Consider the following 14,098-nt stretch of genomic DNA (forward strand, 5'->3'; position numbering starts at 1 on the left):
GCGGAGCCGTCGGACCCGTACGAGGAACGCTGACAGGGGCAGCGGACGGCGCACTCGGAATCGCACGCCTGGCAAGCTACCGGGTATGACAGCGCCTGAGGTGTCACCTACTCCCGTGATCGCACAACTCAGCCGGCCCCATGACGCCACCGCAGCCGTCCGACGGGACCTCACCGCGTGCTGGACGGCAGTCGTCAACGCCGGAGGGGCCGTCGTCCCCATGGACTGCCCGCTCCCGCCGGTGACCGAGGCGGCGCTCCGTCCGGCGGTCGGGAGAATCACCCGTGGACTGTCCCCTGAGCACAGCAGGCTCCTCCTGGCGACCATGGACGGCGCGCTCGCGGGCTGGCTGCTGCTTCGCCGCGAGCCGCATCCTCTCGTGGCGCACTGCGGCGTGGTGAACCACGTCCAGACACATGTGCACTTCCGTGGCATGGGTGTCGGAATCGCACTGATGCGGCACGCCCAGCGCGTGGGGCGTGCCGAGATGGGGCTGGAACGGCTGCAGCTCGCCGTACGGTCCGGTCTGGGGCTGGAAGAGTTCTACCGCAAGGCGGGCTGGACGGAGGTCGGCAGGTGGCCGGGCGCGTTGCGGGTGGCGCCCGGTGACGACCGGGACGAGATCCTGATGAGTCTGGCTCTGTGAAATGCCTTGGCCTATCCGTTCCCCGCAACGGTCCCAAGCGGCTTTCCCCGCTGCCGGCCTCAGGTCCTGACGGGAGCGGGGAGTCCGCGCGTGTCGCCCATGATCGCCACCAGGACGGTGCTGTCGCCGAACTGCCAGACCGGCGTGACGTGGGCGAAGCCGGCCCGGCGCAGCAGTTCGGTGTGGCGGCTCACCGTGACCTGCTCGTCGCCTCCGCTCCCGGCCCGGGCCGCCTGGCGCCGACTGCGTTCGTCGAGCAGGTCGGCCAGTTCGGGGTCCCGGGCCGCGGCGTCCCACCAGGACCGCCAGTCCTCCTGTGCGCGGCCGCCCGTACGCTCGGACCTGCGACGGCCCACATGGGCGGTGAGGTCCGCGCACTGTGCCGCGCCCGGCGGGAAGTGGTCTCCGTTGACGAGGACGCCGCCGGGGCGGAGCAGGGACGCGAGGGAGCGGTACGTGCGCAGCAGCGTCTGCTCGGGCAGGTAGTGCAGCGCGGTCGTCGAGAGGACGGCGTCCAGGGGACGTCGCAGTCCGAGGGCCCGGGTCCAGCCCTCCTCGCCGATGACGGTGTCGACGTAGCGGGCGGCGTCGGCGTGGTGGGTGCGCCCCAGCTCCAGCAGCAGGGGGTCCATGTCGGCGGCGATGATCTCCGCGTGCGGGAAACGGGCGGCGAGCCTGGCGGCCAGGGAACCGGGACCGCATCCCAGGTCGAGCAGGAGAGGGTGGGCACGGCCGGCGGTGATGTGCTCGACGACGTCCGCGATCACGGTGAACCGCTCCTCGCGGTCCACCGCGTACCGTTCCTGCTGCCTTTCCCAGCGCTCCACCCAGGCCCTGGCCGTCCCCATGCTCACGCCCATCGCTCGCGCCACCTCATCCATCTCTCGTCCATCCGTGGGCACGGACGAATCTACAGGTGGAAACGGTTATCAGTTGCCGTTCACGTCAACGACGCGAGGACGGTCAGCAGGCGGTCGATCTCCTCTGTCGTGTTGTAGGCATGCAGGCTCACCCGTACGGATCCGTCCCGCTCGTCGGTGCCGGCCTGGCAGAGGCTGTCGGCGCGCACCATGAAACCGTGGCTGAAGAGGATGAACCCGAGATCGTCGGACGGGATGTCGCGGTGGCGGAAGGTGACGATGCCGTGGCGGCGCTGGGCCGCGGGCAGTGGGGAGTCGGCGGCCAGGCTCGCCGGGCAGCCGAGGACCTCGTACGGGCCGAGTTGTCCGAGCCGGTCCGTCAGCCTGGTGGTGAGCGTGGTCGTCCAGCGCGCGATCCGCTCGACGCCGACCGCGTCGAGCCAGTCGAGCGCGGCCCGCAGCGACACGATGCCCACCGTGTTGGGCGTGCCCTGCCAGCCGCCCGGACGGAACACGGGCCCCCGCGCGTTGCGCGCCCAGACCGCGCCTGATCCGGGCAGGGCCATCGCCTTGTGCCCGGAGAAGACCACGAAGTCCACGTCCAGCGACGGATCGTCGAGGTGCACGGGCAGATGACCGACGCTCTGTGCCGCGTCCAGGCAGATCGGTACGTCCGGGCCGACCGCTTCGCGGATGCGGTGCACGTTCATGTCGCCGCCGTAGACGTGGTGGACGTGGGTGGCGGCCACGAAGCGGGTCCGCCGGCCGATGGCCTCGGCCAGGGCCCGGTGGTCGTAGTCGCCGGAGACCGCCTGGTACGGCAGCGCCCGTACGCGGACCTCGACACCGTGCTCGGCCAGCAGCCGGCGGGCCTCGAGCCAGGGGTCGAGATTGGCCCGGTGGTCGGCGTACGGCACGAGGATCTCGTCCCCGTCCCTGAGGTACGACACGAGCCAGTCACGGGCGACGGTACGCAGGCCCTCGGTGGTGCCGCTGGTGAAGTGGACGCCGGAGCGGCCCGGTTCGGGGTCGTGGAGGAACTCCTTGACCCGCTCCCGAGTCGATTCCACGAGTTCCGTGGTCCGGTTGGCCCAGGGGTAGGTGCCGCGGCCGGCGTTGGCGTTCGACGTCGTGAGGTACGTCCGGACGGCCTCCAGTACGGCACGTGGCTTCTGTGACGTGGCCGCGCTGTCGAGGTATGCCAGCTCCGGATGCGCGGTGACGATGGGGAACTGTTCCCTCACCTCCTGCTGCCAGAGCGGGTTTTCGGGCTCCACGGCGGGAAGCGGGCGCGCCGGGCTCATTCGCGTACCAGCGGTGCGCCCGCGTCCCGCCAGGCGACGATCCCGCCGGCCAGACTGCGGACGTCCGGGTGGCCCATCCGGGACAGCGCGGCAGCATAGCGCAGTGACTTCTCGCCGACGGGACAGGCCAGCAGCACGGGTGTGCGTTTGCTGAAGGGGAGCCCGCCGCGGAGCAGGTCCTCGAACACCTCGTCGACGATGTTGACCGAGCCCTCGATGTGCAGGGCGGCGTAGGCGTGCGGGCTGCGCAGGTCGACGACGAGGGGCCGGGGGTCACCCTCGGCAGACCAGCGCCGGGCGTCGTCCACGTCGATGGCGCGGGCCTCCGCGCGGGCCTCGGCGTCGGTGACGGCCGCCGCGGAGTGCCCGCGGTCGGTCCGGCCCAGGAGCTGGGGGCGTCGCTGACGCACATAGCTGAGGTAGCTCTCGGCCCGGTCGCACACGATGAACACCGCCGTCCGGCGCTGCCCCGTCCCGTCCAGCTCGGCGTCGGCGTACCGCAGCTGCCGCACCGCCCCCTGGTAGGCGGCGCCGCCGGTCGGTCCGCTCAGCATTCCGCAGCGGCGGATCAGGGTGATCATCCCGTCGATGGCCTCGTCCGAGGTCACCGACTCGATGGTGTCGTACGTCGCCGGGTCGAACAGGCCGACCTGGTGGACCTCGTCGATGGTGCGGATGCCCGGTATGAAGTCCGACTTGTGGGCGACCAGGCCGAGGACCCTCACGCGCGGGTCGTGCTCGCGCAGGACCCTGGCGACACCGGTCGACGAACCCGCCGTGCCCACGCAGGCGATGAACCAGTCCGGCACCCGGCCGTCCAGGTCCTTCACTATCTCGGGACCGGTACCCTCCGCGTGGGCCTCGACGTTGCGTGGGTTGAAGTACTGGTCGGTGTGCAGGTACGTGCTCCCCGGGTCGGAGAGCGCCCGGTGGAAGTGCGTCAGCGGGTCGTCCGTGTCGGTCGGGTCGAGGCACTCGCTGCGCCCGGGAAGTTCCTCGATCTCGGCGCCGATGAGCAGCAGGAGTTCCTTGATCTCGGGTACCCGCATGCGGTTGGTGACGCTCTTGAACCTCGCTCCGTGCATACCGGCCAGCAGGGCCAGTGCCTTGGCCGTGTTGCCGCTGGAGAGCTCCACGACCGTCCCGTCACGGTCGGTGTCAGCCTCCAGGTGGGGCCGGGCCATGTGCCAGGCGGGCCGGTCCTTGACGGACCCGAACGGGTTGAGCATCTCCAGCTTGGCATAGAGGTCGATGTTGCGCAGACCGTGTACGGCGGGATCGATGCGCACCAGAGGTGTGTTGCCTATGGCCTCGGTGATGCTGTCGTACCTCATCCGACTGTTCCCCCCATGGGTGTGATCGGCCAGTAGTCCTCGTCCGGGCACCAGTGCCAGGAGTCGCCCCGCCGCTCCACCGCCACCGTCCGCGCGACGGGCTGGTGCTGCGCGTGGTGGGCGTGGAAGTCCATGGCGTATCCGGCGGTGTTGGCGAAGGCCAGCAGATCCCCCGCCCGCGGCAGCCGGGGCAGGAAGACCAGGCGGCGGGTGATGAGATCACCTTCCAGGCACAGATTGCCGGTGAGGTAGACGCCGACCGGCTCCCCGTCGCCCGACGCCGCTTCGCCACGCGGCAGCAGGACGGGGTCCACCAGGACCCCGTGTTCCTCCAGGCTCATGTCACCCGCGTTCATGGCGAGACGCACCAGGTACTGCCCGGCGTCCATGTCCGCGGGCCGTACGTCCAGCACGCTGGCGAGCGACAGTCCGCACTGGTCGACCAGGGAGCGGCCGGGTTCGATGTACAGGTCGTGGAGGTGCTCCAGCAGGAGGGTGGCGGGCGGGTGGCCCAGCACCGGCGCAGGCAGGGAGAGGAGCTCGTCGAGGTAACCGGGTCCGGCGGTGGGGCGGTACGCGGAGTACAGCGCGGCGGCACCGCGCACCGTGCCGCCCTCGTTGCGCAGCCCGTATCCGTGACCGCGCCAGGTCAACGGCGGACGGACGCCGAGCACCGCCTCGGTCAGCGCGGTGGTCCACCGCTCCCATTCCTCCGCCTCGGCGACGTAGCCGACACCGAATCCGCCCCCGATGTCGAGGGCGCGCGGCGCGAGTCCCCGCGCCCGGCATTCGTCCATGAACAGCACGCACTGCTCCAGCGCCCGCGCCTTCTCCTCCACGCCGGTGGTGTCCAGGTGGTAGGCGGCGCCAGCGAACTCCACGGCGTCCGCGTTGCGTTCGAGCGCCGACAGCAGCGCCTCCGAGTCCCGCACCGGGGTGCCGAAGCGGCTGCGCCGGGAGAGCAGCCGGGTGCCCGCTCCCCCGTGGCCGGTGGCGTGCTCGAACCCCGACAGGCGTACCAGCACGGCGACGCGGCCGAGCCCGTGCGCGCGCACCAGTCCGGAGAGACGTTCCAGTTCCCCGGGCGAGTCCAGGTTGACCGTGGCTCCGACGCGCGCGGCCAGCCAGAGGAACGCGGCGTCCTTGGGTCCGGTGGCCATGATGCGGTCGCCGGTGAACCCACAACCCAGTGCGTGCCTCAGCTCCTCCGTGGAGGCGACGTCGACGCCGACGGTGGCCGGGTCCTCCGCCGCCAGTCTCCGCAGCAGGGCGCTGGACCGGTTCGCCTTGTGCGCGAAGTACACCCGCCCGGTGAGATGGTGGCGGCGGTAGACGGCACGGAAGCGGGCGGCGTTCTCGGCCACGGCCTCGGGGAGCAGCACGTTGAGCGGCGACCCCAGCGCGTCGACGAGCGAGTGCAGGAAGGGCCGGTCCGTCAGCAGTGCGGCGAGCGGCGGATCCACCCTCGGCCTCAGATACAAGGGCGCATCCACGTGAGACCCCTCCCGGTACCGGTCGACCGCCGACGCGACGATCGTTCGGGAGTAGTCGTTTCCCGGTACACCCGCCCCTAAGCGTCACTGCTCCGGTTCCCGGGGCGAAGTCCCGTACTCAGGAGGGGGTGGTGCTGAGGATGCGGTTGAGCGCGCTGCCGGGGCGGCTTGTGAGTTCCTCCCAGGTTCCCTCTTCCGTGATGAGGCCGTCCTCCAGGACTGCGATGCGGTCGGCGCGGCGGATGGTGGCCGGGCGGTGGGCGATGAAGATCGTCGTGCGGCTCTCCTCCCGCAGCACGGTGGCGAGTTCGGCGTCGCCGGTGTTGTCCAGGTGGGCGGTGGACTCGTCGAGCACGAGGACGCGCGGTCCGGCCAGCAGCGCGCGGGCCAGGGCGATGCGGGCCCGCTGACCGCCGGAGAGCGTGGCGCCCCGCTCGCCGACGAGGGTGTCCAGGGGGGCGATCCGGTCGACGCCGCACAGTCGTGCCGCCTCGGCCAGCGTCCGGTCGTCGGCCTCGGGCGCGGCGAGCCGCAGGTTCTCGGCGAGGGTACCGTGGAAGAGGGGGGTGCCCTGTCCCACCAGCACCACCGCCCGCCGCAGTTCCGCGTCGTTCACCTCCCTCACGTCCACGGGATCGCCGTCGGCGGGCAGCAACTGGACCTCACCGGCGGACGGGTCCCAGAAGCGAGCCAGCAGGTGGGCGCAGGTGGACTTGCCGGCGCCGGAAGCGCCGACGAGGGCGAGTGTCCGGCCGGGGTGGACGGTGAGGTCGACGCCGTCCAGCACGGGCCCGCCGCCGTAGTCGAACCTCACTCGGTGCAGCCGGACGCCCAGTGGTCCGGGAGGCAGGGGGCGTGGTGCGGTGGGCGGCGGTGCGAGGGCGGGGGCCTTGACGGCCGCGTCGACGCGAGCGGCGGCGGCGCGCAGGGCCACGGCCTGGCTCAGGGCGCGGGCGGACTCCGCGACCGGGCCGAGGACGGACAGGGCCAGCGCCATCGCGGCCGGGGCCCAGGCACCGTGCAGCCGTCCGGAGGTCACGGACTGTGCCGCCGCGGCGACCACGCCGAGGACCGCGACCACGATGAGGAGGTCGCGGACGGCGGCGGCGACGGCCTCCCAGGTGGCCTCTGCGCGCTGGGCGTCGCCCACCTGCCGCCCCCGCTCCGCCAGCTTGCGGCGGCGTCCGGCCAGAGCGCCGAAGGCAAGCAGTTCGCGCAGCCCGTCGACGGTCTCCACCGTGTCGGCCGACAACGCGGCCACGGCCGTGCGGGTGCGGCCGCCGCGTACCGTGCGTGCGCGGGCGTCGGCGAAGGGCGCCGCGGCAAGCAGGGCCGCGACCGGCAGCACGGCCACCAGCAGCCACGGCTCCACCAGGGCCAGAAGTACCGATCCGCCGGTGAAGACCGTTCCCGCCGCGAGCAGCTGGGCGGTGGTGTGGGCGTAGAAGAACTCCAGCGCCTCCACGTCGGCCATGGCGGTGGCGGCGAGGTCGCCGCTGCGCCGGCCGGCGACCCGGGCGGGCGCGCTGCGGGCCAGTCCGTCGAAAACACGGACCCGCAGTGCGGCCAGCACCCGGTAGGCCAGGTCGTGCGAGAGGTCCATCTCCCGCCAGGTCGTCAGGGCCCGTACGAGAACGAGGGCGACGAGCGCGGAGACGGTGCCGGCCGTGAGTGCGCGCCCTTCGATGACGGCGGTGCCCACGGTGTGCGCGGCCAGGGTCACCAGCGCGACGAGGGATCCCTGTTCGAGGAGCGCGGCGGCACAGGTGCGGGCCGTCATGGCGCGGTGTGCCGCGAGGGCGGGCAGGAGGGCCCGCAGCGCGCCCCGCGCGGGGCCGTCCGCCCCGGGGGCGGCGGGACCGGTGACGGTGCTCATGCGGCGAGTTCCCCTCGGTGGGCGCGGCCGGCCTCGACGAGCCGGGTGTAGACGCCGCCGGCCTCGACCAGGCCGGTGTGGTCGCCGACGGCGTCCACCTGTCCCGCGTCGAGGACGACGATCTGGTCGGCGTGCCGGACGGCCGCGAGCCGGTGGGCGACCACCAGGACGGTCCGCCCGCCGACCGCCTTCAGCAGCTCCCGGACGATGTCCGCCTCGCGTCGCTCGTCGACCGCGCTGGTGGCCTCGTCGAGAACGAGGACCGGGGCGTCGGACAGCAGGGCCCGGGCGAGGGCGAGCCGCTGTCGCTGGCCGCCGGAGAGCGTGGCCCCCCGTTCGCCGAGGACTGTGGCGTAGCCGTCCGGGAGGGCGGCGATCTCGTCGTGGATCCCGGCGGCGCGCGCCGCCCGGGTGAGCTCGTCGTCAGTGGCGCTGGGCCGCGCAAGACGCAGGTTGTCGGCGATGGTGGCATGGAACAGGTACGTCTCCTGCGAGACCACGGCGATGCCCTGCCGCAGCGAGTCGAGCGCGCACTCGGTCGTGGGGCGCCCGTCGAGGGTGATCCGCCCTTCCTTCGGGTCGTGATGGCGCAGGAGCAGGGCCAGCAGGGTCGACTTGCCCGCGCCGGACGGCCCGACGATCGCGGTGGTCCGTCCCGCTCGTGCGGTGAAGGAGACACCGTCCAGGGCGGGTGCGGAAGCACCGTCGTAGGTGAACCGGACGTTGTGAAAACGGAGTTCGGGCGGAGTGTGCCCGTGCGCGGGCGCCGTTGCGGTGTCGGGGACCGCCGGCTCGGCCGTGCGCAGGGCCGCCAGCCCGTCGGCGGCCGACACCCCCAGGTAGCCGGCGTGCCATTCCCGGGCGAGGTCGCGGACCGGGCGGAAGCACTCGGAGGCCAGCAGCAGCACCAGATAGGTGCCGGCCGCGGTGGTGGATCCGGTGACGGCCGACCAGCACGCCAGGAGCGCTGCGGCGGCGGTGCCGCCCTGGATGGCGAGGTCGGTGATGCCGGTGTCGACCAGGGACACGCGCAGTTTGGCGACGGTCGCGCGGTGCAGGGCCGCGGACCGCTCCTCCAGGCGTACGCGGGTGCGGCCGACGGCACCCGCGGCGCGCAGGGTGGGCATGCCCTGGAGGGCCTCCAGGTAGTCGGCGCCCAGTCCTTCGTAGGTGTCCCAGTGCTCCTTTCCGCGGGTGGCGAGGAGCCGGTCCCAGGCGCGCGGGCCCAGCAGGGCCAGGAGCAGGGCGGGGACGAGGCCGAGGAGGGCGCGGGGTTCGACCACGGCGAGGACGGCGAGGACCAGGGGTGGTACCGCGAGGGTGACCAGGAGCTGGGGCAGGTAGCGGGAGACGTAGGCGTCGACGCCCTCCACCCCCTCGACCAGGGTGGTGCGGACGGCTCCCGCCCGCGCTGTGGTCAGGTACGCGGGCCCCAGCCGGCCCAGGTGGGCGAGGAGTTCGTCGCGCAGTGCCACCCTGACCCGGGCCCCGGCGCGGGTGGCGGTGCGCCGCTGCCACAGGGTGAGCCCGGCGCGGGCGGTGACGACGGCGAGCACCGCGGCCAGCAGCCACGGGAGTTGGCCGGTGTCACCACGGGCCAGGCCGGCGAGCGCGAGGGCCAGCAGCACGGCCTGCGTCAGGTGGGTGAGGGTGACGGCTCCCTGCAAGAGGGCGGCCGCGAGCAGGGGACGCCGTGCGCGCCGTGCGGCGCGGCGCAGCTCGGGGTGGACGATCATGTGGAGTTCTCCTCGTCGGCGTGGCGGGTGCCGAGGGCCAGGGCGTGCACGACCCAGTCACGGCCCGGCGCGGCGCCGAGGGCGGCGCCGAGATCCGCCTGCTGCCAGGAGCCGACGGGCCGGGCCGCCAGCCCGTGGCGCAGGGCTGTGACATGGGCCAGATGGACGGCGAAGCCGGCTCGCAGGTGGGCGCGGCGGATGTGCGCGGTGTCGGCGTCCGTGGGGCAGCCGTGGGCGAGCAGTACGGCGCCGGCGTCCGCGAGCCACGCCTGGCCCGCGGCCCAGGCCGCGAGCGTCGGACGGGCCTCGCCAGACGCGTGGCGCCGCAGGGTCGTGCCCTCGGGCGCCAGTTCCATGAGGCCGGGCCGAGGCGGGCCGACCGCGGCGCTCCAGCGCAACAGGCCACCGCTCCCGGCTCGTTCGGCGGTGGCCAGGACTGCCCGCAGCGCATCGCGGGGTGGGAGGCCCGGCAACGGTGGCGGGGTACTGCGGCGCGCCAGCAGGTCGGCCGGGGTGGGCGGGTCCTCAGTCTCTGCAGGGCGCCTCGGGCTCCGCCCGTCGGACGGTGGGATGCGTACGACGGCCAGGGGGTTCTCGGTGCGTCCGTCCATCCGTACGTCGGATTCGCCCGCGCCCAGGACGCGGGCCGCCAGGAGCAACGCCGCGGCCGCGTGCCCGGTGTCCAGCAGCAGGAGGGGCCAGGCCCGGTGGCCGTAGTGGGACACCGTGCGCTGTGCGGTGACGGAGAGTGCGGCGGTCACGCCCGGCGGCGTGCCGTCGACGGGCGGGCCGACGTGATGGACGCGGTGGCGCAGCGGGTCGTAGCCGTAGCGGCCGGGCGGCAGGGAGCAGCCGGTGCCCACGACCAGTTCGGTGTCCACCGGGTGCAGTGCACCGGCGGAGGGGGTGGGCCTGAGGCGTCCGGAGGTGTCCGAGGCCGCCAGGGAAAGACGCAGCAGAGTCCGCAGGTCGAGGTCCGCGGGGCCGGCCTCCGGGATCGGGCGTGGCGGGCCCGCCCAGGCCCGGACGGGTGCTCCGGCGGGCGTGTCGGGGCCGGGGCGCTCCGGAGAGCGGGCCCGGACGAGGGCGGCGACGAGGCCCGTCGGCGGGTCCTCGCGGTGGTCTTCCACAGCGGCCCTCACATGTGCGGCGGAGGTGCCAGCGTGAAATCCTCCGGCGCGCTCGGCGCGGTCGCGCGCCATCCGCGCGCGACGGCGGCCTCGGCAAGGCGCGGGCAGCCGAAGTAGCCGAAGGCGGCGGGCGCGTTGGGCAGCAGTCCGGAGACGAGGACCCGGGCGACGCGCAGCGGGGTCTCCGCCACGTCCTCGGTGGTGAGGTCGAAGGTCATGACACGGTGACTGCCCCCGCGCAGCGTGCTCTCCAGCCGCTCCCGGCTGCCCGGCTCGACCTCTGCGACGGATACCGTCCCGAGCGCAGGCTCGGTGAACCTCCGGGCCTCGACCGCCATCCGCTCGTCCAGCCACACCTGCACGTGTGCTCCCAGGTCCCGCACGTGCTCGAACTGCTCGCCGCACACGTCGAGGTAGCGGCCGTCGGCCCGGTGGTCCAGGTAGAGCCCGCGGGCGAGCAGCCCGACCTCGACGGCCTGGAACACCCAGCCGTCGGGGCCGGTCAGCCCCTGGGTGAAGACCCAGGTGTGAACGGCTTCGAGGACAGCCTTGCGGGCGGCTTCGGCCGGATCGTACTTGCAGGCGAACCCGGCGGCGTACAGGCCGAGGCGCGGGTCGTGGATGAGCGCGGCCATGCAGGGGGCGAACTCCGAGGGCATCTCGACGATGTGGACGTCGAGCGCGGAGCCGGCGAGGTCGTCGGCGAGGCCGGGCACGCTCGCCGGGTCGATGCCCCGGGTCGGGCCGTCCAGGTGCCACCACAGTTCCAGGGCGTCGCGTTCGACGATCTCCAGCAGGCCGCGCTCGACAGCGTCGTCGAGGCCCTGTCCGGTGGCGATCCCGGCGTAGTTGAGGTGGTGGGTGCGGGGCAGCTCGCGCAGGCCGCCTTGGCGCCAGTTGAGGTGGGTGAGCGAGACGGGTGCCCAGACCTCGGCGGCGGTCCCGTCGGGCAGTCGTTCGGTTCCTCGTGTCCACAGCGCGGGGGTGTCGGCGGTGAGCGGGCGGTAGGGGAACTTCGCGCGGGCGTGCTGCCAGGGTGCGTAGGCGGGCAGATCGGCCGGGCCGTACAGGCGCAGGCCCTTGTCCGCCAGTTCGGCGGCGGTGGCGCGTAGGGGTGCGTCCGGGTGGCCGGGCGGCGGCACACGGTTGCCGCAGTAGCGCTCCATCCCCTCGGCTATCGCAGCGACGCGGGCCTGCTCGGGGTCGCCGAAGGTGGTGCCGAGGGAGACCCGGTCGGCGGGCCACAGGCCGTGTCTGCGGGCGTCGGACACCTCGGCCGTGAGCGCGGTGTAGCGGGGCGGGGCGCCCGCGGGGTGCTCGACGGGCTTGACTTTGCGGACGATTCCGCAGACGGGGTCGACGAGCGCTTCCAGCGGCAGAGCCGTCATCGCAGGATCTCCTCGGCGGGGTCGGTGGGGGCGGGACGGGACGGGAGGACGGGCAGGTTCAGCACCACGCTGTCCGGGTCGACCTCCCGCCGGGAGGCGAGCAGCTGTGCGGCCGTCATCGGGTCGTCCCCGGTGTGGGGGTTGCGGGCGTGGGCCGGGAAGTGGTGTCCGGCGATCTCCAGGCGCAGCCGGGTACCGGCCCGGAGCCGACGTGCGAGCCGGCCGAGTCCGACGGTGAACGCCGCTTCCCGGCCGGCCGGTTCGGCACGCCGGACGATACCGACGGCGAGCCGCTCGGCGGTCCCGTCCGGTGGGAGCGCGACGAGCCTGGCGGCCCAGTCGGCGGACGGTGTGTGGGCGGTGGCCCGCAGCCGCACACTGACGGGGCCGACGAGGTCGAGCGGACGCGGCGACGGCGGTGTGACCAGCAGGCAGCGGTCGGGCGGGCCGTCCGCGGGGACGGTCAGGTCGTCGGAGCGAACGGGTCGGGCGGGGTCGGCGGTGAAGGCGGAGCCGTGCAGCAGGCGCGTGCGGTGGGCACGCGGTTCTCCCTCGGCGTCGGCGGGCAGCCATAGGCCGGCGCCGCCGAGCGCCAGTGCGCCGTGGTGCCCGGGGGCGAGGTCGCCGGCCAGGGCGCGGCGGGCCCAGCGCACGTACAGCTCGCCGAGGTTCAGCCGGTGGGCGGGTCCCGCGTCCGGCCCCGGAGCAGCGGTCAGCGGGTGCCCCCAGGGGCCGAGCAGCAGACGCGCCGAGGATCCGCCCCAGGCGCGCCACAGAGCGACGGTCTCCTCGGTGAAGTGGTCGTGGTGGCCGCCCACCGCGAGCAGGGGCGGCCCGGCGTGCGCCGCCCGCGCCACGAGGTGCCCGCGGTCGGGCCGGCGCCACAACCCCGCCCACGAGGGCAGGGCGCGTCCCAGCCGCTCGGGCAGGGCGGTCAACGGCAGGTGGGCGAGCAGGCCGGGGTCCTCGGCGAGGGCCTTGTTCAGCGCGCTTTCGTCGGAGTCGCGCCGGTCGCCGTGGGCGGCCCACCATCCGGCGCGGGAGAACAGCCGTTCCACGCCGGACGCCTCGCGGGCTGTCTCCGCCAGGCCGAGGGCGGGCACGGCCGCGATGACGGCGTCCGGCCGGGCGTCCCCGGGCGCGTCGAGGGCGAGGACGAGGGCGCAGTGGGCGGCGTAGGAGGCGCCGGCGGCCACCAGCCGCCCGTCGCTCCACGGCTGCCGTCGGATCCAGCGGACGGCCGCTGTTCCGTCCGCGGTCTCGTACGCGTACGGGTGCCACTCCCCCGGCGACGCGAACCGCCCCCGCACGTCCTGGACGACGGCGGCGAACCCGCAGCGGGCCCAGCCACGCGCCTCGGCCTCGTGCCAGGTCCGGTCGTAGGGGGTGCGCACCAGGACGGTCGGGAAGGGGCCGTGACCGGCCGGGAGCAGGACGTCGGTGGCGAGTTCCCCCACAGCCGTGCTGAACGCCGTCATCCGTCCTTCTTCGGCATCGGCGCGACGTCGGGCACCGGCAGCACGGGGTGCTCGGTGACGGTCAGCGTGCGCAGGTCCACCCGTCGCAGTCGGCGCCGCACCGGGAGTCCCCCCGGGTCGGAGGCTCCGGTGGCCCACCGGCCGAGATCGTCCGCGAGCAGCGCCGCGAGCAGCGTGGCGGCGGGCACGGCGAGCCGGACCGGCGCGCCGGAGGTACGCGGTCCGCTCCAGTACGCGGCCAGTTCGCGGTGAGCGGGTGTGGCGGCGAGCCGGCGGGAGCGGACGTGCGCCGAGGTGACGTCCCCGGGAGCGGCGGCCACCGGCTCGACGTACGCCTGCCAGCCCTCGCGGTGGCAGCGCAGCCACGCGACACCGTGCTCGGGCAGCCGGTCGGCGGCGTCCCACAAGCCGTCCGGCACGGGTCCGTCGAGGCACCAGACGACCGCGGAGGGGTTTCCGTCGAGCAGGTCCTCGATGCCCACGGGCGGGCTGCCGGAGGCGGTCACGGCCGGAGTCGTACGGGGCCGCGCGCCCAGGGCGGCCAGTTGTACGGCGAGCGGTTCGGTCAGGACCGGGTCGCCGAGGACCCTGACATCCTGGCGAGCGGCGGGCCACTCCGGGCCCCACGGCCCTTCCGCCAGATATCCGGCTTCTTCGAACGCCCGGATCACGCGATCCGTCCCCTCGTCCACCGGGGCTGTGGTCCCCCCGGTGAGCAGGGAGAGCAAGGCGTCCTCGTCGGCGTCTCCTGTCCTGACACTGAAGAACTCCCCTGCGGGGGTGCGGACGGCAAGCCCTCGTCCGGGCACGGCGACGACCTCGACACCGGGGACGAGTCGGCTACGGGACACGG

11 protein-coding genes are annotated in these 14,098 nt (G+C 74.0%); 1 reads left to right on the plus strand and 10 read right to left on the minus strand.

Going from position 1 to position 14,098, the window contains the following annotated elements:
- Positions 1-85 precede the first annotated feature (85 nt).
- Positions 86-646: a GNAT family N-acetyltransferase gene (locus ACGFQC_RS14375; protein ID WP_363087754.1), complete on the plus strand. Its 561-nt coding sequence runs from the start codon at positions 86-88 to the stop codon at positions 644-646.
- 59 nt (positions 647-705) lie between these two features.
- Here ACGFQC_RS14375 and ACGFQC_RS14380 read toward each other — a convergent pair whose 3' ends face one another.
- From ACGFQC_RS14380 to ACGFQC_RS14425, 10 genes are all read right to left on the minus strand, one after another.
- Entirely contained in the window at positions 706-1,506 is an 801-nt protein-coding gene (locus ACGFQC_RS14380; RefSeq protein ID WP_363087753.1) for a class I SAM-dependent methyltransferase, read from the minus strand.
- Between the two features lie 80 nt (positions 1,507-1,586).
- Positions 1,587-2,810 carry an aminotransferase class V-fold PLP-dependent enzyme gene (locus tag ACGFQC_RS14385; RefSeq protein WP_363087752.1) on the minus strand — a complete coding sequence of 408 codons (1,224 nt, stop codon included), beginning with the start codon at positions 2,808-2,810 and terminating at the stop codon, positions 1,587-1,589.
- The gene (locus tag ACGFQC_RS14390) at positions 2,807-4,144 is read right to left on the minus strand and encodes a pyridoxal-phosphate dependent enzyme (RefSeq protein WP_363087751.1); all 1,338 of its coding nucleotides are present in this window, start codon (positions 4,142-4,144) and stop codon (positions 2,807-2,809) included. Before ACGFQC_RS14390 ends, ACGFQC_RS14385 begins: the two co-directional genes overlap by 4 nt.
- Positions 4,141-5,637 (minus strand): Y4yA family PLP-dependent enzyme, encoded by a 1,497-nt coding sequence (locus tag ACGFQC_RS14395; RefSeq protein ID WP_393288196.1) that lies wholly within the window; start codon positions 5,635-5,637, stop codon positions 4,141-4,143. The genes ACGFQC_RS14390 and ACGFQC_RS14395 overlap by 4 nt, the downstream gene beginning before the upstream one ends.
- Before the next feature lie 118 nt (positions 5,638-5,755).
- Positions 5,756-7,513: an ABC transporter ATP-binding protein gene (locus ACGFQC_RS14400; RefSeq protein ID WP_363087749.1), complete on the minus strand. Its 1,758-nt coding sequence runs from the start codon at positions 7,511-7,513 to the stop codon at positions 5,756-5,758.
- Complete coding sequence (locus tag ACGFQC_RS14405) at positions 7,510-9,249, minus strand: ABC transporter ATP-binding protein (RefSeq protein WP_363087748.1); 1,740 nt, start codon at positions 9,247-9,249, stop codon at positions 7,510-7,512. The genes ACGFQC_RS14400 and ACGFQC_RS14405 overlap by 4 nt, the downstream gene beginning before the upstream one ends.
- Complete coding sequence (locus tag ACGFQC_RS14410; RefSeq protein WP_363087747.1) at positions 9,246-10,379, minus strand: SagB/ThcOx family dehydrogenase; 1,134 nt, start codon at positions 10,377-10,379, stop codon at positions 9,246-9,248. The genes ACGFQC_RS14405 and ACGFQC_RS14410 overlap by 4 nt, the downstream gene beginning before the upstream one ends.
- A gap of 8 nt (positions 10,380-10,387) precedes the next feature.
- The gene (locus ACGFQC_RS14415; protein ID WP_363087746.1) at positions 10,388-11,767 is read right to left on the minus strand and encodes a YcaO-like family protein; all 1,380 of its coding nucleotides are present in this window, start codon (positions 11,765-11,767) and stop codon (positions 10,388-10,390) included.
- Positions 11,764-13,245, minus strand: a complete 1,482-nt coding sequence (locus ACGFQC_RS14420) for a CocE/NonD family hydrolase (protein ID WP_363087745.1) — start codon at positions 13,243-13,245, stop codon at positions 11,764-11,766. The genes ACGFQC_RS14415 and ACGFQC_RS14420 overlap by 4 nt, the downstream gene beginning before the upstream one ends.
- A complete protein-coding gene (locus ACGFQC_RS14425) occupies positions 13,242-14,096 on the minus strand; it encodes a hypothetical protein (RefSeq protein ID WP_363087744.1) in 855 nt (284 codons plus the stop codon). Before ACGFQC_RS14425 ends, ACGFQC_RS14420 begins: the two co-directional genes overlap by 4 nt.
- Positions 14,097-14,098: the final 2 nt, after the last annotated feature.

The sequence above is a fragment of the Streptomyces sp. NPDC048734 genome (genome assembly GCF_043198675.1).
GTDB lineage: Bacteria > Actinomycetota > Actinomycetes > Streptomycetales > Streptomycetaceae > Streptomyces.

What these genes read in the sequence shown, in the direction of transcription:
- ACGFQC_RS14375 (WP_363087754.1), top strand. Translation starts at nt 86, where the DNA reads ATGACAGCGCCTGAGGTGTCACCTACTCCCGTGATCGCACAACTCAGC.
- ACGFQC_RS14380 (WP_363087753.1), bottom strand. Translation starts at nt 1,506, where the DNA reads ATGGGCGTGAGCATGGGGACGGCCAGGGCCTGGGTGGAGCGCTGGGAA.
- ACGFQC_RS14385 (WP_363087752.1), bottom strand. Translation starts at nt 2,810, where the DNA reads ATGAGCCCGGCGCGCCCGCTTCCCGCCGTGGAGCCCGAAAACCCGCTC.
- ACGFQC_RS14390 (WP_363087751.1), bottom strand. Translation starts at nt 4,144, where the DNA reads ATGAGGTACGACAGCATCACCGAGGCCATAGGCAACACACCTCTGGTG.
- ACGFQC_RS14400 (WP_363087749.1), bottom strand. Translation starts at nt 7,513, where the DNA reads ATGAGCACCGTCACCGGTCCCGCCGCCCCCGGGGCGGACGGCCCCGCG.
- ACGFQC_RS14405 (WP_363087748.1), bottom strand. Translation starts at nt 9,249, where the DNA reads ATGATCGTCCACCCCGAGCTGCGCCGCGCCGCACGGCGCGCACGGCGT.
- ACGFQC_RS14415 (WP_363087746.1), bottom strand. Translation starts at nt 11,767, where the DNA reads ATGACGGCTCTGCCGCTGGAAGCGCTCGTCGACCCCGTCTGCGGAATC.
- ACGFQC_RS14420 (WP_363087745.1), bottom strand. Translation starts at nt 13,245, where the DNA reads ATGACGGCGTTCAGCACGGCTGTGGGGGAACTCGCCACCGACGTCCTG.